A 20,232-nucleotide genomic window follows, 5' to 3' on the forward strand; every position below is an offset into this window, starting at 1 on the left:
TGACGCGGCCGGGGCGCGTGCCTGCGCCGCTATCGTTGCGTCGGCAGCGCCTCAGGTGCCTGAGGGCGGTTTGACGGCCTGGGGCGCGCCGGCGTCGTCGAGCAGGCGGCCGACGCGGGCGGAGAGCTCGGGCAGAAGCGTGGCACGCAGGTGCGCCTGCATCTCGGCCTGCAGGCGGCTGGCCAGGCCATCGAGCTCGCGGGAGAGGATCTGAGGCATCTCGGTGGAAACCCAGAGGCCGATCTCGCGCGCGATCTCGGTGTCGAGTTCGACCAGCTTTTCCGCCAGCCGGGATGACAGCGCCGCCTGCAGCGCTGCACTGTGGTCGGCGCCGCCACTGGGGGGCGCCTGCACCGAGGAAGCGTGGGGCTTCGGAGGGGGTGTCGGCGGGCGCTCGAAGCCGGTTGCATGGGGTGCCGACGTCGCGGGCCAGTCTGGCGGCAGCGCAAAATCCTCGACGACCTCGGTGAGGATGGGCAGGTCGTCCTCGTCCAGCTCAGGGGTTGGATACCAGTCCATGCCGCCGGCGTCGTCCTTTGCCTGGTGGCGCTTGAGCAGGGCGTCGGCCTGGTTGAGCAGATCGTCGGCACGCTCGAGCTCGTCTTCAGGGGAAAGTCCCTGCCAATCCTGGTTCACAAGGGCGCCCTCATTACCGAGTCGAAAGCCTTCAACTCCAGGCCGCGCTGCCGGTAGTGGCCCCAGCGCGCGCGCGCGGGTGCCTTGTCGGCCTCCGTCTGGCCGACGATTTCGATCAGCAGGCGGAAGTGCTCGAAGCCGGGGGGGACGTCGTCGGCGAGGTTGAGCAGCATGTCGGTGTGCGGCCAGGGGGTAGCGGTACCAGCCTCCGCCAGCACGATAGGGGTTTCGCCGGCGAGTGGCGAGTCGACCGCGACATGAGGCGTGAAGGACTGAGGTTCCCGGGTCCACAGCAACTGGTCGAAGCGCTTGAGCATCGTGCCATCGGGAAAACGCACCGCTGCCTTGCGCCCGCGCTCGAGCGCCCGCCCGACCAGCTCGCCTACGAGGGCGAGGCGGTCGGGGGTGTTGTGGTAGAAGTGGATGCGCGTGCCCATGCCGGCTGTGGTCTGGCGGCTGCTCAGCGCGCTGCTGCCTGAGCGCGGCCGATCAGGAAGCCGGACAGCAGCGGTACCGGGCGGCCGGTTGCACCCTTGGCCTCGCCCGACACCCAGGCGGTGCCGGCGATGTCCAGATGCGCCCACTTGTACGCCTTGGTGAAGCGCGCGAGGAAGCAGGCTGCGGTAATGGTGCCGGCGTAGCGGCCGCCGATGTTGCCCATGTCCGCAAAGTTGCTCTTGAGCAGCTCCTGGTACTCGTCCCACAGTGGCAGCTGCCAGGCACGATCGCCAGACTCCGTGCCGCGCTTGAGGAGCTCAGCGGCAAGGTCGTCGTCGTTGGCCAGCAGGCCGCTGGGGATCTTGCCCAGCGCGACCACGCAGGCGCCGGTGAGGGTGGCGATGTCGATCACGCACTCGGGCTTGAAGCGCTCGGCGTAGGTCAGCGCGTCGCACAGGATGAGGCGCCCCTCGGCGTCGGTGTTGAGTACCTCGATGGTCTGGCCCGACATCGAGGTGACGACGTCGCCAGGCTTGGTCGCTCCGCCGCCGGGCATGTTTTCGGTGGTGGGGATGAGGCCGACGAGATTGATCGGCAGACCCATCTGTGCAACCGCCTTGAAGGTGCCGAGCACGCTGGCCGCGCCGCACATGTCGTACTTCATCTCGTCCATCTCGGCTGCGGGCTTGAGCGAGATGCCGCCGGTGTCGAAGGTGATGCCCTTGCCGACCAGTACGATCGGCTTGGCCTTCGCCTTGCCGCCCTTGTATTCCATGACGATGAACTTGGGCGGCTGGTGCGAGCCGCGGGCCACCGACAGGAAGGAGCCCATGCCGAGCTTCTCCATGTCGGCCCGTTCGAGCACCTCGACGCCGAACTTGTACTGCTTGCCCAGTGCCTGGGCCGTCTCGGCGAGGTGGGTGGGGGTGCAGATGTTGCCGGGGAGGTTGCCGAGGTCCTTGGCCAGCGCCATGCCGGTGGCGATTGCGTGCCCTTGCAGTACGGCAGTGTCGAGTTCGGCCGAAAGCTCGCTGCTGACGAGCAGGGTAAGCTTGCGCGCGCCGCGCTCCTTGCGCGTCTTCTTGCCCTGGTCGGATTTGAGCGCATCGAAGCGGTAGGCGCCGTCGGCGACGATGCGGGCCGCCTGCTGCAACCGCCACGACAGGCTGCGGCCCTCGAGCTCGATGTCGGCCAGCGCCAGCACAGCATCCTTGGCTGCGCTGCTGCTGATGACCTTGGCCGCTGCGCCGAGGGCGTCGCGGTAGGCCTTGTCGCCGAAGTCCTCGGCCTTGCCGAGGCTGACCAGCAGCACGCGCTCGGCTTGGGTGCCCGCGAGGTCGGGGATGAGCAGGGTCGAGCCGGCCTTGTCGTCGAGATCGCCACGCTTGATCAGCGCCGCGATGCGGCCTTCGGTCGCGCCATCCACGGCCGCCGTGAGTGCGCTCAGCTTGCCGCCAGCGAAGGCGCCCAGCACCAGGAGGCCGGTCTTGAGCTTCGCCGGGCTGCCGGTCTTTATGGTAAATTCCATCCGCTTTTTCCTTTGATGAACGCTTGCTTCGGATCGACGCCGATTATGGCCCGTACCCGAGCAGGGCGTCAAAACCGCCTCCCCGCCACCGCCGTCGTGGCCGCCCCAGCGGCGGTTCCGTCAACGCTGGCGAGATCCAGACCACAACGCTGTCTTGCAACTCGGTTCCTGACCTTCGCCCGATGATCTTCCGGCGCGCCCTGCAACGGGAATTCGCCCAAACGGCAGCCGCGGTGTTCGTGGCGCTGTTCGCGATCCTGATCTCCACCGTCCTCATCCGCTTGCTCGGGCAGGCGGCAGGCGGCCGTGTTCCGGCCGACGCGGTCATGGCATTGATCGGCTTCGGTGCGCTCGCACAGTTGCCGACGGTGCTGACGCTGACCTTGTTCATCGCCATCCTGGTGTCGTTGTCGCGCAGCTACCGCGATTCCGAGATGGTGGTCTGGTTCGCGGCCGGCGTGCCGCTCACGGCCTGGATCCGGCCGGTGCTGATGTTCGCGCTGCCGATGGTGATCGTGATCGGGGCGGGGGCGCTGTACCTGACGCCCTGGTCGCAGCTCAAGAGCGCCGAGTATCGCCAGTTGCTGGAGAGTCGCGACGACACCCACCGGGTCGCTCCCGGCGTGTTTCGCGAGTCGTCGAGCGCTCAGCGCGTGTTCTTCGTCGAGGTGGGGGCAGGCGAGGATGGTCGCGTGCGCAATGTGTTCGTCAGCGAGCAGGCGCGCGATGGCGGGCTTGTCGTCATCGTATCGGCCGAGGGTTTCCTGCGCAGCGACGAGGAGGGGCGTCGCTATGTCGTGCTCGAGAAGGGCAGGCGCTACGACGGTCGGCCCGGCACACCCCAGTACAGGGTGATGGAGTTCGAGCGCTATGAGGTCCTGGTCGAACAACGCCAGATGGCGGGGCAGCCGTCGCGTACGCGCGCCTTGCCAACGGCAGTGCTGCTTGCCCTGGACAGCTCGAGCGCCCTGGGTGAGTTGCTGGCGCGTTTCAGCGCGCCGCTCACCGCGCTGCTGCTTGCCTTGATGGCGATTCCGCTGTCCTTCGTCAATCCGCGGGCCGGTCGTGCCAACAACATGCTGGTGGCCCTGCTCGTGTACCTTCTCTACAGCAACGCCATCTCCGTATTCCAGTCCTGGGTCGCGCAGGGTCGAATCGGCTTTACGCTCGGACTCGTGCTGCCGCACCTGGTTGTGGCCGGTGTGCTCGGGCTGTTGTTCTACAAGCGGCTGGCAATCTCACCGTTCTGGCGGAGGCGGTCATGAGCGGCGTGCTGCTGCGCTATCTGGCGCGCGAGATCCTGTCGGCAACGGCACTTGTCCTGCTCGCCTTCGTCGGCCTGTTCGCCTTCTTCGACTTCATCAACGAGCTCGAGGATGTGGGCAAGGGGGGCTACACGCTCTACCAGGCCTTCGTCTATGTGCTGCTGAGCCTGCCCGCGCTGGTCTACGAGTTGATGCCGATCGCGGTGCTGATCGGTAGCCTGTATGCGCTCGCAACCCTGGCGCGGCACTCCGAGATCACGGTGATGCGTGCCTCGGGCATGTCCAATCTGGTGCTGATGCGTACGCTGGGCCTGATTGGCGGGGTGTTCGTGGCGTTCACCTTCCTCGTCGGCGAGTATCTCGCGCCGCCCGCTGCGACCGCGGCGCAGGAGTGGAAGCTCAACGCAACCAATGCCACCGTGTCGCAGCAGTTGCGCTCCGGGCTGTGGGTCAAGGATGGGCGCCTGGTGATCAACGTGCGCACGCTGATGCCCGATCGCAGCATGCGCAATGCCCGGGTCTACACCTTCAACGACAACTACGAGCTGGTATCGATTGCCGAGGCCAAGCGCGGCGTGTATGACGGTTCAGGCGAATGGAAGCTGCTCGAGGTGTCACGCACCCGCTTCCTGGGCGATCGTACCGAGGTCGAGGTGCTGCCCGAGATCGGCTGGCGATCGGATCTGACGCCGGAGGTGCTCGGCGTACTGATGGTGTCGCCGGAGCACATGCCCTTCGACAAGCTGTGGGCCTACATCAGCCACCTGCGTGACAACAACCAGAGTGCCGATCGTTTCGAGATCGCGCTGTGGAAGAAGGTGGTGTATCCGTTCGCGGTGCTGGTGATGATGGCACTGGCGATGCCCTTCGGCTTCATTCATGATCGCATGGGCGGCGCGAGTGCGCGCATCTTCGTCGGCGTGATGCTCGGCGTTGCCTTCCATCTGCTCAACGGCCTGTTCTCGAATCTTGGCATGATCAACGCTTGGCCGCCCCTGCTTGCGGCGCTTACGCCCAGCCTGATCTTCCTGGCTGCGGCAGGCTACATGCTGCATCGCGTCGAGCGGCGCTGACGAGGGTTTGCGTCGCGGACCGGGCGCCGGGCTGCTGGAGATGATGGCGCGCGCGAAAACGGGATGCGCAAAAACAAAAAACGGGCCGAAGCCCGTTTTTTGTCGTCTTGCCGGATAACCGGCAATCAGCCTTGCTGCTGGGCAGCGCGCCGTGCAGCGACCGCCTTGTAGTCCAGCTTTTCCTTGATACGAGCCGACTTGCCCGAACGCTGGCGCAGGTAGTAGAGCTTGGCGCGGCGGACGTCGCCGCGGCGCTTCACTTCAACGCCGGCGACCAGCGGCGAGTAGGTCTGGAACGTACGCTCGACGCCTTCGCCCGAGGAGATCTTGCGGACGATGAAGGACGAGTTCAGGCCACGGTTGCGCTTGGCGATGACGACGCCTTCATAGGCCTGCAGACGCTCGCGGTTGCCTTCCTTGACCTTCACCTGGACGATCACGGTGTCGCCGGGACCGAACTCGGGGATGGTCTTGCCTTCGGAAACGCGGGCGATCTCTTCTTGTTCGAGTTGCTGAAGCAGGTTCATTGGACTAACTCCATCTATGTTATCGGCCTCTGCCTTGTTGCATCGGCCTGGCAGCAGAGCAGGTCGAAACCTGATGCCTGCCGTTTGTGATCGGGCTTTCAGACACCCTGCGCATGCAGGTCGCCTTTTGCCCCGGCTTGCTCCTGCCTGAACTCGTCAAGCAGTTTCAATTCGGTCTTGCTCAGTGGCCGCGCAGCCAGCAATTCGGGCCGGCGCAGCCAGGTGCGGCCCAGGGACTGCTTCAGCCGCCAGCGGCGGATCGCAGCATGGTTGCCCGACAGCAGCACGTCGGGCACGCGTTCGTTCTCGTACAGCTCTGGCCGCGTGTAATGCGGACAGTCCAGCAGGCCGTCGGCGAAGGAGTCCTCCTGTGCCGATCCGGCGGTATTCAGTGCGCCGGGCAACTGGCGCACGATTGCATCGAGCAGCACCATCGCCGGCAGTTCCCCACCCGACAGCACGAAGTCGCCGAGCGAGAGTTCTTCGTCGACCTCGCGATCGATCAGGCGCTGGTCAACGCCTTCGTAGCGACCGCACAGCAACACCAGGCCCGCCTCTGCCGCCAACTCCATCACTACCGCCTGGTCCAGCCGGCGCCCCTGAGGCGACAGGTAGATCACCCGGGCCTGCTTGCCCGTGGCTGCGTGCTGTGCCGCGCGCGCAGCGGCGATCGACTGTGCCAGCGGCTCGGCAAGCATCACCATGCCCGGCCCGCCACCGTAGGGACGGTCATCGACCGTGCGGTGCGGGTCGTGGGTGTAGTCGCGCGGGTTGTGGAACCCGAGTTCGTACAGCCCCTTGTCCTTCGCTCGCCGCGTGATGCCGCTTGCCGTGAGGGCAGAGAACATCTCGGGGAAGAGCGTGATCACGTCGTAGCGACGCTGGCCACCTTCTATGCCGGCAGACCGCCCCGCATCCTCCTGGCTGACGTCTACCAATCTTTCTCCCAGCTCACCCGGATATGCCGGGCGGCGAGGTCAACGTCGAGCACGTAGGCGGCGACGAAGGGAATCAGCCGTTCGACGGCATCTTCGCCCGCGCCTTCGCGCACCTGCAACACGTCGTGGGCACCGGTCGACAACAGTCCACTGACGACGCCAAGGGCCTCGCCTGCCTCGTTATCGACCGTGAGCCCGACAAGGTCGCCCCAGTAGTACTCGCCGTCTTCGGTTGCGGGCAGGGCTTCGCGTGGAGCGGCGATGTAGAAGCCGTTGATCGCCTCGGCCGCGTTACGGTCGGGGACTTCGGCCAGCGTGGCAACCAGTCCCTTGCCGTGCGTGCGGCAGGCGCTCAGCGTGTATTGCTTCCACTGCGCTGCAGGCGCATTGTCGTCACGACTCAGCCACCAGTGCGACATCTTGCGCCAGGCAGCGGGGTCGTCGCCGAAGGGATGGATCTTGATCCAGCCCTGAACGCCAAAAGGGGCGACGATGCGCCCCAGTACGATCATGCCGTATTCCGCCGTAGCAGACTGGCGCTGATCAGGCTGCGGCCTTGGCGGCCTGCTTGACCAGACGGGCGACCGTCGGCGACAGCTGGGCGCCGTTCTGCTCCCAGTAGGCCAGGCGCTCGGTGTTGACCACGAGGCCCTTTTCGGCGCCCGAGGCGATCGGGTTGTAGTAGCCAACGCGCTCGATGAAGCGACCGTCGCGGCGGTTGCGCGAATCGGCAACAACCATGTTGAAGAACGGGCGCTTTTTGGCGCCACCACGGGCAAGGCGAATGACGACCATCTGATTTTCCTGATCGGTAGATGCGAAAAACGTCGGATTATATGGGAACGTTCCCGCAAGAGCAAGGACTTGCACGTCTTTCCTTCTGCCGTTCATGGTCTGGCAGCATGCTCGATGGTCGTGCTCTGCGTGCGCGCGGCGATCCCACAAGCGGCTAGAATGCAGGTCGAGCCCGTTGATTGAGCAGGATGATGGACGACCCTCGAGCACTTTCCGATGCCTTGCAGGCGCTGAGCGACTGGCTGGGTGGCGAGCCGGCTGACGATCCTGCGGCGGATCTCGTTGCGCTCAAGCGCCACATGCCGATCCTGGCTGCGCCGGGCATCGCGGCCGAGCGCAAGCAGGTGCTGGTCGATGAGGTGTCCGAGCGGGTGATGGACCTGGCAGAGCGCTTGCGTCCGCAGTTGCTTGCGGCCCACCTGCCGCTCGCCGCCACCGTGTTCGAGCTTACCGAGCAGGTCTGTGTCGCCCTGCTCGATGTTGCGGGGGCCTACGCAGAGCTGGTCGATGCCGGCCGGCGCTCGCTGCTGAGGGCCAGCGCTGCGCGCCAGACGCTGGCTGCCAGTGCGCTCGGACTCGTCACCGAGGCCTGCGCGCTGTCGGGACTCGCAGCCATGCAGACGCCCGCAGGTTGCTGGCGTCTGGCGCACCGACTGGCGAGCGCGGTCGATCTTGCGGCAGGCGAGGCCAGCGCAGCACGCACTGCCTATCTCCGCCTTCTTGCGGTCGCGGTTTCGCAGCCCGAGGGGCTTACTGCGCGCGAGCTTGCCTGGTTGTTCGATTTTCTCGATGAGCGCGTCCTCGCGGTCGCCTTGCTGGCGCCCGATGCAGCGACCGAAGGCGGTGCCGTGTGGTGGATCGATCCCGGCGCCGACGCGCCGCCGGTGGCGCTTGCCCGTCGCGCAGTACCCGCGGAACTGCTGGCCGAAGGGCGGGCGTGGGCGTTCAACCCGAGGGCGATGGCACAGAAGCTCAGCGAGTGCATCGACTGGGTAACAGCACACATGACTGCGGCTGAGTTGGCAGGCAGCAGTTGCGATATCGAGCCGCTCGCAGCGGAGGAGGGGGGATTTCCTGCCGGGCTTGCGCCGCTGGAGATGCTTGCCTTGCTGCGTCGCCTGCGCATGCACTGGATGGCAACACCGGTGCGCGAGCAGCCGCGGCGGGCGCAGCAGTACGTCATCCAGGTCAGCGTTGGCCTCAAGACCGTGTGGGAGCTCGGATGTGGGTTGCGCGAGCAGGGGCGGGTGCACGAGTGGGTGGTGCTGAACGAGAGCCCCGGTGGTTACGCGATCATGAGCGCTGCGGGTGTCGATTGCGAGGTCGAGGCGGGCAGTGCGGTGGCGCTGCGGCGCGAGCCCGGGCAGCCGTGGTCGGTATGCGTCGTGCGTTGGGTGCGCAGCGAGCATCCCGGACAGCTTGAACTCGGTCTGCAACTCATCGGCCCTTCATTCCAGTCCGTGAAGGTTGGTTTCCGCGGCACGGCGGCGCTCCATCCTTCACCAGCGCTTTCTCTGCCGGTCATGGAGCCGGTGCGGCGGCATCCGGCGATGCTGGCGCTGGCTGGTACCTACGCATCGCGGCGCTTTGTGTTCGTACGCGATTTGGGGCATGTCTATGTGGCACAGGCGCGCGCGCTGGGCCTGGACATGCAGACGCCCAGCGTCGAACTGTTCCAGTACGAGATCGACCCCTATCCGATCTGAACCGACGAGCGGTCTGGAACGCCGGAGGCGCACGCGCGTGAGGGGTATAATTCGGCCCCCCGCCCTGGAATGCAGATGCCGATGCAAGAGATCCTTGTTCTTTATTACAGCCATCGTGGCTCCGTGCGTGCGCTCGCCGAGCAGATCGCGCTCGGTATCCATCAGGTTCCCGGCGCTGGCGCCAGGGTCAGGACGGTGCCACGGGTGTCTACGGTATGCGAGGCGGTCGAGGACGACATCCCGGCCGACGGTCCGCCCTACGTCGAAGCGGCTGACCTCGAGCAGTGCGCTGGCCTGGCGTTGGGCAGTCCGACCCGTTTCGGCAACATGGCTGCACCGATGAAGTACTTCCTCGACGGCCTTGCCGGCGCCTGGGTCGGCGGCGTCCTCGCAGGCAAGCCGGCCTGTGTGTTCACTTCGAGCGGCGGGCTGCATGGTGGACAGGAGAGTACCTTGCTGACGATGATGGTGCCCCTGCTGCACCACGGCATGTTGCTCATGGGCCTGCCGTACACCGAGCCCGCGCTCGCGCATACGCGAAGTGGCGGGACGCCCTATGGGGCGACCCACGTGGCCGGCATCGATGGCGCGCCGCTGCTGAGCACTGAGGAGATCACGCTGGCCAGGGCCCAGGGGCGCCGGCTCGCTGAAGTGGCGCTTCGGCTGGGGAGGAACGCATGAACCCACAGATCTTCGTACGTGTTTCCAGCTTCGCACTGCTCGGCCTGATCGTGCTGAGCGTGGTGTGGGAGGGTTGGCTTGCGCCGCTGCGCCCCGGCGGCTCGTGGATGATTCTCAAGGCGGTGCCCTTGCTGCCCGCGGTGTTCGGTATCCTGCGCGGCAAGCGCTACACCTCGCAGTGGGTGTCGATGTTGTCGCTGCTGTACTTCACCGAGGGTGTGTTGCGCGCCACTGATCCAGGCCTGATGGGGGTGTTCGCGATCATCGAGGCTGCGCTGGCCACAGCGCTGTTCGTCAGCACGACCTTCCATGCGCGCTATACCGCGCCGTCGCGCCAGCGTCGAGACTGAGCGCGCGCGGCACGTGCACGCCCCTGTGCATGCGTAGTGGCCGGTTCAAGATTTTCGCGAGTCGTGGGCACAGCCGATCATGATGACGTCCTGCGCCCGGCGGGCGATCCTGTCTCCAGAGATCGGTCATGGCCGATCTCTGCACATATACGATGCCGACCTCGCGTCGGCCACCTGTGAGAGAGAGACCCACATGAAAATCCTGATTCTCGCCGGCTGCATCGCCGGCTGTCTGACCGCACCCGTATTCGCCGCGCAGGACACCAGCGACATCGCCGCTCCCGAAGGTTACCGCAGCTGGTTCCACCATCATTCGACGCTGAACATGCAGGGCCACGAGCCAGAGGGCAACGTCGGCATCCAGCATGTCTATGCCAACCCAGCAGCCGTCGCCGGCTTGAAGGCGGGCAAGTTCGAGGACGGTGCGACCTTCGTCGTCGACCGCTTCGCCTACGTCGAGGGCCTCAATAGCTCGATCTCGCAGGGCAAGCTCAAGGTCGTGGCAGTGATGATCAAGGATGCCGCGAAATACCCCGGAACCGGCGGCTGGGGATTCCAGGCCTTCAAGGGCGGCGATCCGAACGTCAAGGCCGTCAAGGACGGCGGCACAGCTTGCTTCTCCTGCCACATTCCGTACCAGGACAACGATTTCGTCATCACGCGCAACGCGGACTAAGGACGGGCCGCGCCCGGCACGCCGGAGGGTCAGCCGCGAACGGGCCCTCCGAGCGGAACTGCAGGCGTCCTGTGCTCCGTCAGGGGCCGACCTGGGGGTTCAGGCGTGCAGTGCCGGCGTGCAGCTTGTTGAGCGCGTTCAGGTAGGCCTTGGCCGAGGCGACGATGATGTCGGTGTCGGCGCCCTGGCCGTCCATGACGCGTCCGCTCCTTGACAGGCGTACGGTGACTTCGCCCTGGGCGTCGGTGCCGGTGGTGATGGCATTGACCGAGTAGAGCAGCAGCTCGCTGCCGCTCGACACCACCGACTCGATGGCCTTGAAAGCCGCGTCCACCGGTCCCGAGCCTTCGGCTTCGGCGTGCTTCTCGGCGCCGCCGACGGCCAGCGTGATTGCCGCCAGCGGGGTCTCTCCGGTTTCGGAGTGGAAACGGCTCGACAGCAGGCGGTAGTGCTCGAGTTCTGGGGTGACGGCTTCGTCGCGCATCAGCGCGGTCAGGTCCTCGTCGAAGATCTCGTGCTTCTTGTCGGCGAGTTCCTTGAAGCGCGCGAAGGCGTGGTTGAGGTGCTCCTCGCTCTCGATCTCGATGCCGAGCTCGATCAGGCGGGCGCGGAAGGCGTTGCGCCCGGACAGCTTGCCGAGCACCAGCTTGTTGGCACCCCAGCCGACGTCCTCGGCACGCATGATCTCGTAGGTTTCGCGATGTTTGAGCACGCCGTCCTGGTGGATGCCCGACTCGTGAGCGAAGGCGTTGGCGCCGACGATGGCCTTGTTGGGCTGCACTGGGTAGCCGGTGATCTGAGACACCAGCTTGGAGGCGGGTACGATCTGGGTGGTGTCGATCCCGGTTTCGACCGGGAAGATGTCGGCGCGCGTGCGTACCGCCATGACGATTTCCTCGAGCGAGGCATTGCCGGCGCGTTCGCCGAGCCCGTTGATCGTGCATTCGACCTGGCGTGCGCCGACGCGCACGGCGGCGAGCGAGTTCGCCACCGCGAGGCCGAGGTCGTTGTGACAGTGCACCGACCATACGACCTTGTCCGCATTGGGTACGCGTTCGATCAGGCTGCGAAGGGTCGCGGCGAACTGGTCGGGTACGTTGTAGCCGACCGTATCCGGCACGTTGATGGTCCTGGCGCCGGCCGCGATCACGGCTTCGAAGATGCGCGCGAGGAAGTCGAGTTCCGAGCGTCCGGCGTCCTCGGCCGAGAATTCGACGTCGTCGGTGAACTGGCGCGCCCAGCCGATCGCCTTGACTGCCTGCTCGACCACCTGGTCGGGCGTCATGCGCAGCTTTTTCTCCATATGGATCGGGCTGGTGGCGATGAAGGTGTGGATGCGGCCGCGTGCTGCGGGGGCGATCGCTTCACCCGAGCGCCGGATATCGGCTTCGCTGGCGCGCGCCAGCGAACAGACGGTGGACTCCTTGATCGCTTCGGCGATCGCGCGCACCGACTCGAAGTCGCCATTCGAGGCGGCGGCGAAGCCGGCCTCGATGACGTCGACCCGCATGCGCTCGAGTTGGCGGGCGATGCGCAGCTTCTCGTCGCGCGTCATCGACGCGCCCGGGCTTTGCTCGCCGTCGCGCAAGGTGGTGTCGAAAATGATCAGCTTGTCTTTCATGATTTGCTCCCGGGGTCGGAGGAATCGCCCTGCTCGGGCGCTGCAGGCGTGGCGGTCTCGACCGCCTGCGTGGTGCTTGTCGTCGTCGCCTCCAGCCGATTCTGACGGCGTCGGCGCCAGCGCACCAGTGCGAAGACGTAGCCGGACGCTGCGTAGGCGAGGAAGAGTGCGAACAGGATGCCTGGCGGATAGCTCGAGATGAGCGCGAAGGCGAGCACCAGCGCGATCAACACGATGAAGGGCACGCTCTTGCGCAGGTTGATGTCCTTGCCGCTCCAGAACAGCACGTTGCTGACCATGGAAACGCCCGCGAAGATGGTGAGACCGCAGGCGTACCACTGCAGTTCGGGGCCGGCGAAGCCGTTGTCCAGGCCGACCCAGACCATACCTGCGATCAGCGCAGCGGCAGCCGGGCTGGGCAGACCCTGGAAGAAGCGCTTGTCGACGACGTCGATGTTGGTGTTGAAGCGCGCCAGGCGCAGCGCGGCGCCGGCGCAATAGATGAAGGCGGCGATCCAGCCCAGCTTGCCCAGGTCCTGCAGGGCCCATTCGTACATGACCAGGGCCGGTGCGGCACCGAAGGACACCATGTCCGACAGCGAGTCGTACTCGGCGCCGAACTCGCTCTGGGTGTTGGTGAGGCGGGCGATGCGGCCGTCCAGTCCGTCGAGCACCATGGCGACGAAGATCGCCACCGCGGCATACTCGAAGCGGTCGTTCATGGCCTGCACGATCGCATAGAAGCCGGCGAACAGCGCTGCGGTTGTAAACAGGTTGGGCAGGATGTAGATGCCGCGGCGGCGCTTGTCTAGCATCGGCAGCGGCTCTTGATCTGGGTAGGACACGTTCGGCGTCGCTTCGTGGAGTTCCGAAGCCTGGATTCTAGCGCATGCGGACAAGGGGCCGGGCGCGTCCGCTGCTTCTGTGTGGGGCCACGGTCCGATGCAATGAAAAAGGCCGGTGCCGCTTGCGCGGCACCGGCCTCTGTCAGCCGAAGGCGAAGATCAGTTCTTCGACTTGTCGACCAGGGCCTTGGCCTTGATCCAGGGCATCATCTCGCGCAGCTGGGCGCCGACCTGCTCGATCGGGTGGGCGGCGTTCAGGCGGCGGCGGGCGGTCATGCTCGGGTAGTTGGTGCGGCCCTCGAGGATGAACATCTTGGCGTACTCGCCGGTCTGGATGCGCTTGAGCGCGTTGCGCATGGCTTCGCGCGACTGCTCGTTGATGACCTCGGGACCGGTCACGTACTCGCCGTACTCGGCGTTGTTCGAGATCGAGTAGTTCATCGTCGCGATGCCGCCTTCGTACATCAGGTCGACGATCAGCTTGAGTTCGTGCAGGCACTCGAAGTAGGCCATCTCGGGCGCGTAGCCGGCTTCGGTCAGGGTCTCGAAACCCATCTTCACCAGCTCGACGGCGCCGCCGCACAGCACGGCCTGCTCGCCGAAGAGGTCGGTCTCGGTCTCTTCGCGGAAGTTGGTCTCGATCACGCCGCCCTTGGTACCGCCGTTGGCTGCGGCGTAGGAAAGGGCGATGTCACGCGCCTTGCCGGACTTGTCCTGGTACACGGCGATCAGCGACGGCACGCCGCCCCCGCGCAGGTACTCGGAACGCACGGTGTGGCCGGGGCCCTTCGGGGCGACCATGATCACGTCCAGGTCCTCGCGTGGCACGACCTGGTTGTAGTGCACGTTGAAACCGTGGGCGAAGGCGAGCACGCCGCCCTTCTTGATGTTCGGTTCGACTTCGTCCTTGTAGACCTGCGGGATGTTCTCGTCCGGCAGCAGGATCATGACGACGTCGGCGCCCTTGACGGCCTTGGCGATCTCTTCGACCTTGAGGCCGGCAGCCTTGGCCTTGTCCCACGACGAGCCGTCCTTGCGCAGGCCGACGGTGACCTTGACGCCGGAGTCGGACAGGTTCTGGGCGTGGGCATGGCCCTGCGAGCCGTAGCCGACGATGGTGACCTTCTTGCCCTTGATGAGGGAGAGGTCGGCGTCCTTGTCGTAATAAACCTTCATGTCTTTCCTTTCTTGCTTAGCGGGTCTGGAGGTGGTGCGGGGTTCTGCGAGTGTGGATGCGAGCGCGCGCAGCCTCAGAGCTTGAGTACGCGGTCGCCGCGGCCGATGCCGCACACGCCCGAGCGCACCGTCTCGAGGATCAGCGAGGGGTCGATCGCGCCGATGAAGGCGTCGAGCTTGCCCTGGTTGCCAGTCAGTTCGACGACGTAGGACGTGTCGGTGACGTCGATGATGCGGGCGCGGAAGATGTCGGTGGTGCGCTTGATCTCCTCGCGGTCCTTGCCGGTGGCGCGCACCTTGATGAGCATCAGCTCGCGCTCGATGTGGGCCGCTTCGGAGATGTCGACCACCTTGACCACCTCGATCAGCTTGTTCAGCTGCTTGGTGATCTGCTCGATGATGTCGTCCGAGCCGGTGGTGACGATCGACATGCGGGACATCGAGGCGTCCTCGGTGGGGGCCACCGTGAGCGATTCGATGTTGTAGCCGCGCGCCGAGAACAGGCCGGACACGCGCGACAGCGCACCGGCTTCGTTTTCGATCAGGAGGGAGATGACGTGACGCATGGTGTGTTCGGGTCCGGGTTCAGCGGGAGGGCGTTCAGAGGTCTTCGGCCGACAGGATCATCTCGGTGAGACCCTTGCCGCCTTGCACCATCGGGTACACGTTCTCGGTCTGGTCGACCTGGAAGTCGAGGAAGACGAGTTCGTCCTTGTGCGTGGTGAAGGCCTCGCGCAGCGCGCCTTCGACGTCGGCCGGGCGGTCCACGCGGATGCCGACGTGGCCGTAGGACTCGGCCAGCTTGGCGAAGTCGGGCAGCGAATCCATGTAGGACTCGGAGTAGCGCCCGCCGTGGAACAGTTCCTGCCACTGGCGCACCATGCCCAGGTAGCGGTTGTTGAGGTTGCAGATCTTGATCGGCAGGCGGAACTGCTTGCAGGTCGACAGTTCCTGGATGTTCATCTGGATCGAGGCCTCGCCGGTCACGCAGGCCACCTGGCGGTCCGGGTTGGCGAGCTTGGCGCCCATGGCGTAGGGCATGCCCACGCCCATGGTGCCGAGGCCGCCAGAGTTGAGCCAGCGCCGCGGCTTGTCGAAGGCGTAGTACTGCGCGGCCCACATCTGGTGCTGGCCGACGTCGGAGGTGACGATGGCCTCGCCGCCGGTTACTTCCCAGAGCTTCTGGATGACGAACTGCGGCTTGATGATCTCGTCCGAGTTCTTGTACACCATGCACTTGCGGCTGCGCCACTCGTCGACCTGCTTCCACCATGCGGCGAGCGCATCGGGGTTGGGGCGGGCCTCGCCTGCCTCGAGCTGGCGGATCATCTCCTCGAGCACTTCCTTGACGTCGCCGACGATGGGGACGTCAACCTTGACGCGCTTGGAGATGGAGGAGGGGTCGATGTCGACGTGGATGATCTTGCGCGGCTCTTCGGCAAAGTGCGCCGGGTTGCCAATGACGCGGTCGTCGAAGCGGGCGCCGACGGCGAGCAGCACGTCGGAGTAGTGCATCGCCATGTTGGCTTCGAAAGTGCCGTGCATGCCCGGCATGCCCAGGTACTGACGATCGCTGGCGGGGTAGCCGCCCAGGCCCATCAGGGTGTTGGTGATCGGGTAGCCGAGCAGGCGGGTGAGGCGGGTGATCTGTTCGGCGGCGTTGGACAGCACCACGCCGCCGCCGGTGTAGATCATCGGGCGCTTGGCTTCGAGCAGCAGCTGCACGGCCTTCTTGATCTGGCCGGAGTGGCCCTTGACCACCGGGTTGTACGAGCGCATCGAGATCTCGCGCGGATACTCGAACTCGCACTTGTGCATCGACACGTCCTTGGGAATGTCGACCAGCACGGGCCCGGGGCGCCCGGTGCGCGCCAGGTAGAAGGCCTTCTTCATCGTCGCCGCGATGTCGCGCACGTCCTTGACGAGGAAGTTGTGTTTCACGCAGGGACGGGTGATGCCGACGGTGTCGACTTCCTGGAAGGCGTCCTGGCCGATCGCCGCCGTGGGCACCTGGCCGGAGATGATCACCATCGGGATCGAATCACAGTAGGCAGTGGCGATGCCGGTGACTGCGTTGGTGGCGCCAGGGCCGGAGGTCACCAGTGCGACGCCGACCTTTTCGGTGCTGCGCGCGAAGCCGTCGGCAGCGTGCACCGCGGCCTGCTCGTGGCGCACCAGCACGTGGCGCACCTGATCCTGCTGGAACAGCGCGTCGTAAAGGAACAGCACCGCACCGCCCGGATAGCCGAAGACATACTCGACCTTTTCTTCCTGCAGGCACCTGATTACAATTTCGGCTCCGGACAGCACCATCGAAAGCTCGCTTGTTTGTTGGGGTTTGAATAAACGCAGAACGTTACCGGCCGTCCGCGGTTTGGTCAAGGCTGCGTCCCTGGTGCGTGTGCCTGTAAATCCGGGTTTTCCGATGGGCGGGGCGCGTCCGACCCCGTCTCAGGGCGGCCGGCACGCTGTCGCCGGGCCGCCTCGGGTCCGTCCTGAGCTCCACCTTTCTGTTTCAGCCTTGCCGTGCCATCGGCCAGGCGCGCTTTGCGGATGACCTCATGACACGTAGGAAGAGCAAGGCTGCCGTTGTCCGCCCTGAACCAGTCCAGGGTGGGGTGGCAGAGGGCTCGGCACGGGCCGGAAGGCCGGTGGTCGAGCTTGCCGGGTTGCGCCGACGGCTGGCGGCAATGCTTTATGAGTCCTTGCTGCTGCTCGGCGTGCTTGCGCTGACTTTCCTGATCCCCTATCTGGTTCTTGGCGTGGTGTTCGAGTTCGCGCCACCGGGCTGGTTTGCCTGGGTACACATCTTCGCCGTACTCGGCGCCTATTTCGTCTGGTACTGGCGCCGTAACGGCCAGACCCTGTCGATGCAGACGTGGCGGCTCAAGCTCGTGCGCGCCGACGATGGCCGTGCGGTGGGCCGTGGGCAGGCCTGGCTGCGCTATGCGCTTGCGTGGCCGTCGCTGATGCTGTTCGGTGGTGGCCTGGTGTGGGCGCTGATCGATCGTGACCGTCAGTTCCTGCATGACCGCCTGGCCGGGACTTGTATCGTGCTCCTGCCGTCTTCGCCCAAAACCTGATGCAGTGATCTTCGGGGCCTCCCCTGGCGCAACCAGTCGGTCCGCTCGACGCTGGTGTCCGGCGCCAGGCAAGCGCCCCGGAACCGACCCCAACGCCAGCCTGCGGACCGCAGTCCTGGTTGCACGGAAAACAATATGCAGAACGAGCAGCCCCAGACCATCCAGCGCGCGGACTACCAGCCGCTTTCGTGGACGGTAGACACCGTTGACCTCCATTTCGCCCTCGATGCCGGTGCGACAGTGGTGACCAACCGCATGCGCTGCGTGCGCAATCCTGATGCCGCGCCGGGGCCGATCCGCCTCTGGGGCGAGGCCATGGAGCGCCTCGAGCTGACCGTCGATGGCGCGCAGCCGGTGGCGTTGCGCGAGACGGGGGCGCTGCTCGAGATCGATGCCGCCGGCGAGTCCGTCATGGTCGAAGTGCGCACGCGAGTCGATCCGCGCGCCAATACAACGCTGTCCGGCCTGTATCTGTCGTCAGGCGGCTTCTTCACCCAGTGCGAGGCCGAGGGCTTTCGCCGCATCACCTGGTTCCCGGACCGGCCGGATGTGATGGCGCGCTACACGGTGACGCTGGAGGCCGACCGCGAGGCCTGCCCGGTGCTGCTGTCGAACGGCAACCTGGTGGGGCAGGGCGAGCTGCCCAACGGGCGTCACTACGCAAAGTGGGAAGACCCCTTTCCAAAGCCGTCCTACCTGTTTGCGCTGGTGGCGGCCAGACTGGTCGCGCTCGAGCGCAAGGTGCGCACGCTGTCCGGCCGTGAGGTGCTGCTGCAGGTGTGGGTGGAGGAGGGCAACCTCGACCGTTGCGAGCATGCGATGGAGGCGCTGGTGAACTCGATGCGCTGGGACGAGGAGACCTTCGGCCTGGAACTCGATCTCGACCGCTTCATGATCGTGGCCGTGGCCGACTTCAACATGGGGGCGATGGAGAACAAGGGGCTGAACATCTTCAATACCAAGTTCGTCCTCGCCAAACCGGACACCGCCACCGACGTCGATTACGAGAACGTCGAGAGCGTCGTTGCGCACGAGTACTTCCACAACTGGACGGGCAACCGCGTCACCTGCCGCGACTGGTTCCAGCTCACCCTCAAGGAAGGTCTCACCGTCTTCCGCGACCAGCAGTTTTCGGCCGACATGCTGGCGCGCGCTGCCGGGCCGGAGGGCGCGGCCTCGGCGCGCGCGGTCAAGCGCATCGACGACGTGCGTGTGCTGCGCGCGGCGCAGTTCCCCGAGGATGGAGGCCCAATGGCGCATCCGATCCGCCCCGACAGCTACCAGGAGATCAACAACTTCTACACCGCCACCGTGTACGAAAAGGGTGCCGAGGTCATCCGCATGCTGCACACCCTGCTCGGGCAGGAAGGTTTTCGCAATGGCATGGATCTCTACTTCAGCTATTTCGACGGCCAGGCGGTGACCTGCGACGACTTCGTGGAGGTGATGTCCGAGGCCAACAACGGCTTCGATCTCGATCAGTTCATGCGCTGGTACAGTCAGGCCGGCACACCGCGGGTGAAGGCAAGCGGGACATGGAATGCGGCCGATGGCTGCTACGCCCTGACTCTGTCGCAGCACACCCCGGCGACGCCTGGCCAGCCTGACAAGCTGCCGCTGGTGATCCCGGTCGCGGTCGGGTTGATCGGTCCGGACGGCCGTGACCTGCCGCTGCGACTCGAAGGCGAGACCCAGGCGGGCGTCACGACGCGGGTGCTCAAGCTGACCGAGGAAGTGCAAGTGTTCCGCTTCATCGGCCTCGCCGCCGAGCCGGTACCCTCGCTGTTGCGCGGCTTCTCGGCGCCGGTCATCCTCGAGCTCGATGAGGATGACGCCCGCCTGGCCTTCCGCATGGCGAACGATGCCGACCCCTTCAACCGCTGGGATGCCGCCCAGCGTTATGCCGAGCGCGTCGTCCTGGCGATGGCAGGCGGCGCCCGTGCCGGCCTGCCGCAGGCCTTCGTCAATGCCTTCCGGGCGCTGCTTGCCGATACGCGCCTCGATCCGGCCTTCCGCGCCCAGGCGCTCGCCCTGCCGGCCGAGCCCTATCTGCTCGAGCGCATGTCCCCGGCTGATCCGGGGGCGCTGCGCACGGCGCTGATCGCCGTGATGGGAGCACTTGGCCGCGAGCTCGCAGGCGACTGGCTGAGAGTGGTCGATGGCATGCAGGTGAGCGGCCCTTATCGTTACCACCCCGGTGACGCTGGCAAGCGTGCGCTGGTCAACCTGGCCTTGCGCTACCTGTGCGCGGGTGGGCAGGCGAGTGGCCTGGCGCTCGCCGAGGCGCGCTTTGCGGCGGCGACCAACATGACCGAGCGCTTTGGCGCGCTCGCGGCGCTGGTGCAGAGCAGCAGCCCGGCACGCGGCGCGGCGCTGCTTGCCTTCCATGCGCGCTATCGCAATGACGCGCTGGTGCTCGACAAGTGGTTCGCACTGCAGGCCGGCGCATGGCGTTGGGAAGAGGGCGGGGAGCCGGCGCTGGACCGGGTCAGGGTACTGCTGAGCGATCCTGCGTTCAGTCTCGCCAATCCGAACAAGGTCTATGCCCTGCTCGGCACCTATTTCCGTGCAAACCCGGGTGAATTCCACCTTGCCGACGGTAGCGGTTATGCCTTCTGGGCCGACCAGGTGATCGCGCTCGATGCGCGCAATCCGCAGGTCGCCGCGCGAATGGCGCGTGCGCTCGAGAACTGGCGCCATTATGCGCCTGCGCTGCAGGCGCGTATCCGGCCTCAGCTCGAGCGTGTGCTTGCAAGCCCGGGGCTGTCGCCTGACGTGGCGGAGATCGTCGGCAAGGCGCTGCAGCAGTAGGCCTGCTTGCAACACCAGGGTGCAAAGCAAGACGCCGGACGGTGTCCGGCGTCTTGCTGGTTGCGTTCAGCGGGGTATCAAAC

The 20,232-nt window shown here is 65.9% G+C and carries 20 protein-coding genes; 8 read left to right on the forward strand and 12 right to left on the reverse strand.

Annotation, left to right across the window (positions count from 1 at the left end; all coding sequences use genetic code 11):
- Nucleotides 1-51: 51 nt before the first annotated feature.
- Genes C662_RS00470 through C662_RS00480 form a run of 3 tightly spaced genes read right to left on the reverse strand, consistent with a single transcriptional unit; the run spans nucleotide 52 to nucleotide 2,602 of the window.
- The gene (locus C662_RS00470) at nucleotides 52-636 is read right to left on the reverse strand and encodes a hypothetical protein (protein ID WP_002923604.1); all 585 of its coding nucleotides are present in this window, start codon (nucleotides 634-636) and stop codon (nucleotides 52-54) included.
- A complete protein-coding gene (locus C662_RS00475; RefSeq protein WP_002923607.1) occupies nucleotides 633-1,073 on the reverse strand; it encodes a DNA polymerase III subunit chi in 441 nt (146 codons plus the stop codon). The genes C662_RS00470 and C662_RS00475 overlap by 4 nt, the downstream gene beginning before the upstream one ends.
- Before the next feature lie 23 nt (nucleotides 1,074-1,096).
- Complete coding sequence (locus C662_RS00480) at nucleotides 1,097-2,602, reverse strand: leucyl aminopeptidase (RefSeq protein ID WP_002923608.1); 1,506 nt, start codon at nucleotides 2,600-2,602, stop codon at nucleotides 1,097-1,099.
- 182 nt (nucleotides 2,603-2,784) lie between these two features.
- Here C662_RS00480 and lptF point away from each other — a divergent pair, with 182 nt between their 5' ends.
- The gene (lptF, locus tag C662_RS00485) at nucleotides 2,785-3,867 is read left to right on the forward strand and encodes an LPS export ABC transporter permease LptF (RefSeq protein WP_002923610.1); all 1,083 of its coding nucleotides are present in this window, start codon (nucleotides 2,785-2,787) and stop codon (nucleotides 3,865-3,867) included.
- Nucleotides 3,864-4,940 (forward strand): LPS export ABC transporter permease LptG, encoded by a 1,077-nt coding sequence (lptG, locus tag C662_RS00490; protein ID WP_002923616.1) that lies wholly within the window; start codon nucleotides 3,864-3,866, stop codon nucleotides 4,938-4,940. The genes lptF and lptG overlap by 4 nt, the downstream gene beginning before the upstream one ends.
- A 125-nt stretch (nucleotides 4,941-5,065) precedes the next feature.
- Here lptG and rplS read toward each other — a convergent pair whose 3' ends face one another.
- From rplS to rpsP, 4 genes are all read right to left on the reverse strand, one after another.
- Complete coding sequence (rplS, locus tag C662_RS00495; protein ID WP_002923618.1) at nucleotides 5,066-5,467, reverse strand: 50S ribosomal protein L19; 402 nt, start codon at nucleotides 5,465-5,467, stop codon at nucleotides 5,066-5,068.
- 98 nt (nucleotides 5,468-5,565) lie between these two features.
- Entirely contained in the window at nucleotides 5,566-6,405 is an 840-nt protein-coding gene (trmD, locus tag C662_RS00500) for a tRNA (guanosine(37)-N1)-methyltransferase TrmD (RefSeq protein ID WP_083485709.1), read from the reverse strand.
- Nucleotides 6,399-6,917: a ribosome maturation factor RimM gene (gene rimM / locus C662_RS00505; RefSeq protein WP_002923621.1), complete on the reverse strand. Its 519-nt coding sequence runs from the start codon at nucleotides 6,915-6,917 to the stop codon at nucleotides 6,399-6,401. The genes trmD and rimM overlap by 7 nt, the downstream gene beginning before the upstream one ends.
- A gap of 31 nt (nucleotides 6,918-6,948) precedes the next feature.
- Complete coding sequence (rpsP, locus tag C662_RS00510) at nucleotides 6,949-7,200, reverse strand: 30S ribosomal protein S16 (RefSeq protein WP_002923624.1); 252 nt, start codon at nucleotides 7,198-7,200, stop codon at nucleotides 6,949-6,951.
- 191 nt (nucleotides 7,201-7,391) lie between these two features.
- Between rpsP and C662_RS00515 the strand changes: the two genes are divergently transcribed.
- From C662_RS00515 to C662_RS00530, 4 genes are all read left to right on the forward strand, one after another.
- Nucleotides 7,392-8,906: a hypothetical protein gene (locus tag C662_RS00515; protein ID WP_002923626.1), complete on the forward strand. Its 1,515-nt coding sequence runs from the start codon at nucleotides 7,392-7,394 to the stop codon at nucleotides 8,904-8,906.
- An 81-nt stretch (nucleotides 8,907-8,987) separates the two neighbouring features.
- Nucleotides 8,988-9,587 carry an NAD(P)H:quinone oxidoreductase gene (gene wrbA, locus C662_RS00520; protein WP_002923628.1) on the forward strand — a complete coding sequence of 200 codons (600 nt, stop codon included), beginning with the start codon at nucleotides 8,988-8,990 and terminating at the stop codon, nucleotides 9,585-9,587.
- Entirely contained in the window at nucleotides 9,584-9,937 is a 354-nt protein-coding gene (locus tag C662_RS00525; RefSeq protein WP_002923629.1) for a DUF2069 domain-containing protein, read from the forward strand. The genes wrbA and C662_RS00525 overlap by 4 nt, the downstream gene beginning before the upstream one ends.
- A gap of 193 nt (nucleotides 9,938-10,130) precedes the next feature.
- Nucleotides 10,131-10,613 carry a cytochrome P460 family protein gene (locus C662_RS00530; protein WP_002923630.1) on the forward strand — a complete coding sequence of 161 codons (483 nt, stop codon included), beginning with the start codon at nucleotides 10,131-10,133 and terminating at the stop codon, nucleotides 10,611-10,613.
- Nucleotides 10,614-10,692: 79 nt separating this feature from the next.
- On the opposite strand, the gene C662_RS00535 is transcribed toward C662_RS00530, so the two are convergent.
- The 5 genes from C662_RS00535 to C662_RS00555 form a co-directional block, all read right to left on the reverse strand.
- Complete coding sequence (locus C662_RS00535) at nucleotides 10,693-12,234, reverse strand: 2-isopropylmalate synthase (RefSeq protein WP_002923631.1); 1,542 nt, start codon at nucleotides 12,232-12,234, stop codon at nucleotides 10,693-10,695.
- On the reverse strand, nucleotides 12,231-13,049 hold the full coding sequence (gene pssA / locus C662_RS00540) for a CDP-diacylglycerol--serine O-phosphatidyltransferase (protein ID WP_002923634.1): 819 nt from the start codon (nucleotides 13,047-13,049) through the stop codon (nucleotides 12,231-12,233). The genes C662_RS00535 and pssA overlap by 4 nt, the downstream gene beginning before the upstream one ends.
- A 189-nt stretch (nucleotides 13,050-13,238) precedes the next feature.
- Nucleotides 13,239-14,255 carry a ketol-acid reductoisomerase gene (ilvC, locus tag C662_RS00545; RefSeq protein WP_002923637.1) on the reverse strand — a complete coding sequence of 339 codons (1,017 nt, stop codon included), beginning with the start codon at nucleotides 14,253-14,255 and terminating at the stop codon, nucleotides 13,239-13,241.
- 74 nt (nucleotides 14,256-14,329) lie between these two features.
- Nucleotides 14,330-14,821 (reverse strand): acetolactate synthase small subunit, encoded by a 492-nt coding sequence (ilvN, locus tag C662_RS00550; protein ID WP_002923638.1) that lies wholly within the window; start codon nucleotides 14,819-14,821, stop codon nucleotides 14,330-14,332.
- A 34-nt stretch (nucleotides 14,822-14,855) separates the two neighbouring features.
- On the reverse strand, nucleotides 14,856-16,568 hold the full coding sequence (locus C662_RS00555; RefSeq protein ID WP_002923639.1) for an acetolactate synthase 3 catalytic subunit: 1,713 nt from the start codon (nucleotides 16,566-16,568) through the stop codon (nucleotides 14,856-14,858).
- Nucleotides 16,569-16,816: 248 nt separating this feature from the next.
- Between C662_RS00555 and C662_RS00560 the strand changes: the two genes are divergently transcribed.
- Together C662_RS00560 and pepN are read left to right on the forward strand one after the other, a co-directional pair.
- A complete protein-coding gene (locus C662_RS00560) occupies nucleotides 16,817-17,338 on the forward strand; it encodes an RDD family protein (protein ID WP_232433184.1) in 522 nt (173 codons plus the stop codon).
- Nucleotides 17,339-17,473: 135 nt separating this feature from the next.
- Nucleotides 17,474-20,149 carry an aminopeptidase N gene (gene pepN, locus C662_RS00565; RefSeq protein ID WP_002923642.1) on the forward strand — a complete coding sequence of 892 codons (2,676 nt, stop codon included), beginning with the start codon at nucleotides 17,474-17,476 and terminating at the stop codon, nucleotides 20,147-20,149.
- Nucleotides 20,150-20,232 lie beyond the last annotated feature (83 nt).

Source organism: Thauera sp. 28 (genome assembly GCF_000310145.2).
GTDB lineage: Bacteria > Pseudomonadota > Gammaproteobacteria > Burkholderiales > Rhodocyclaceae > Thauera > Thauera mechernichensis.

Excerpts from the sequence above, each read along its gene's own strand:
- C662_RS00535 (WP_002923631.1), bottom strand. The coding sequence starts at position 12,234 with ATGAAAGACAAGCTGATCATTTTCGACACCACCTTGCGCGACGGCGAG.
- C662_RS00530 (WP_002923630.1), top strand. The coding sequence starts at position 10,131 with ATGAAAATCCTGATTCTCGCCGGCTGCATCGCCGGCTGTCTGACCGCA.
- ilvC (WP_002923637.1), bottom strand. The coding sequence starts at position 14,255 with ATGAAGGTTTATTACGACAAGGACGCCGACCTCTCCCTCATCAAGGGC.
- lptG (WP_002923616.1), top strand. The coding sequence starts at position 3,864 with ATGAGCGGCGTGCTGCTGCGCTATCTGGCGCGCGAGATCCTGTCGGCA.
- C662_RS00525 (WP_002923629.1), top strand. The coding sequence starts at position 9,584 with ATGAACCCACAGATCTTCGTACGTGTTTCCAGCTTCGCACTGCTCGGC.
- rplS (WP_002923618.1), bottom strand. The coding sequence starts at position 5,467 with ATGAACCTGCTTCAGCAACTCGAACAAGAAGAGATCGCCCGCGTTTCC.
- wrbA (WP_002923628.1), top strand. The coding sequence starts at position 8,988 with ATGCAAGAGATCCTTGTTCTTTATTACAGCCATCGTGGCTCCGTGCGT.
- lptF (WP_002923610.1), top strand. The coding sequence starts at position 2,785 with ATGATCTTCCGGCGCGCCCTGCAACGGGAATTCGCCCAAACGGCAGCC.
- ilvN (WP_002923638.1), bottom strand. The coding sequence starts at position 14,821 with ATGCGTCACGTCATCTCCCTCCTGATCGAAAACGAAGCCGGTGCGCTG.
- rimM (WP_002923621.1), bottom strand. The coding sequence starts at position 6,917 with ATGATCGTACTGGGGCGCATCGTCGCCCCTTTTGGCGTTCAGGGCTGG.
- C662_RS00555 (WP_002923639.1), bottom strand. The coding sequence starts at position 16,568 with ATGGTGCTGTCCGGAGCCGAAATTGTAATCAGGTGCCTGCAGGAAGAA.
- C662_RS00480 (WP_002923608.1), bottom strand. The coding sequence starts at position 2,602 with ATGGAATTTACCATAAAGACCGGCAGCCCGGCGAAGCTCAAGACCGGC.
- C662_RS00560 (WP_232433184.1), top strand. The coding sequence starts at position 16,817 with ATGACACGTAGGAAGAGCAAGGCTGCCGTTGTCCGCCCTGAACCAGTC.
- pssA (WP_002923634.1), bottom strand. The coding sequence starts at position 13,049 with ATGCTAGACAAGCGCCGCCGCGGCATCTACATCCTGCCCAACCTGTTT.
- C662_RS00475 (WP_002923607.1), bottom strand. The coding sequence starts at position 1,073 with ATGGGCACGCGCATCCACTTCTACCACAACACCCCCGACCGCCTCGCC.
- C662_RS00515 (WP_002923626.1), top strand. The coding sequence starts at position 7,392 with ATGGACGACCCTCGAGCACTTTCCGATGCCTTGCAGGCGCTGAGCGAC.
- rpsP (WP_002923624.1), bottom strand. The coding sequence starts at position 7,200 with ATGGTCGTCATTCGCCTTGCCCGTGGTGGCGCCAAAAAGCGCCCGTTC.
- pepN (WP_002923642.1), top strand. The coding sequence starts at position 17,474 with ATGCAGAACGAGCAGCCCCAGACCATCCAGCGCGCGGACTACCAGCCG.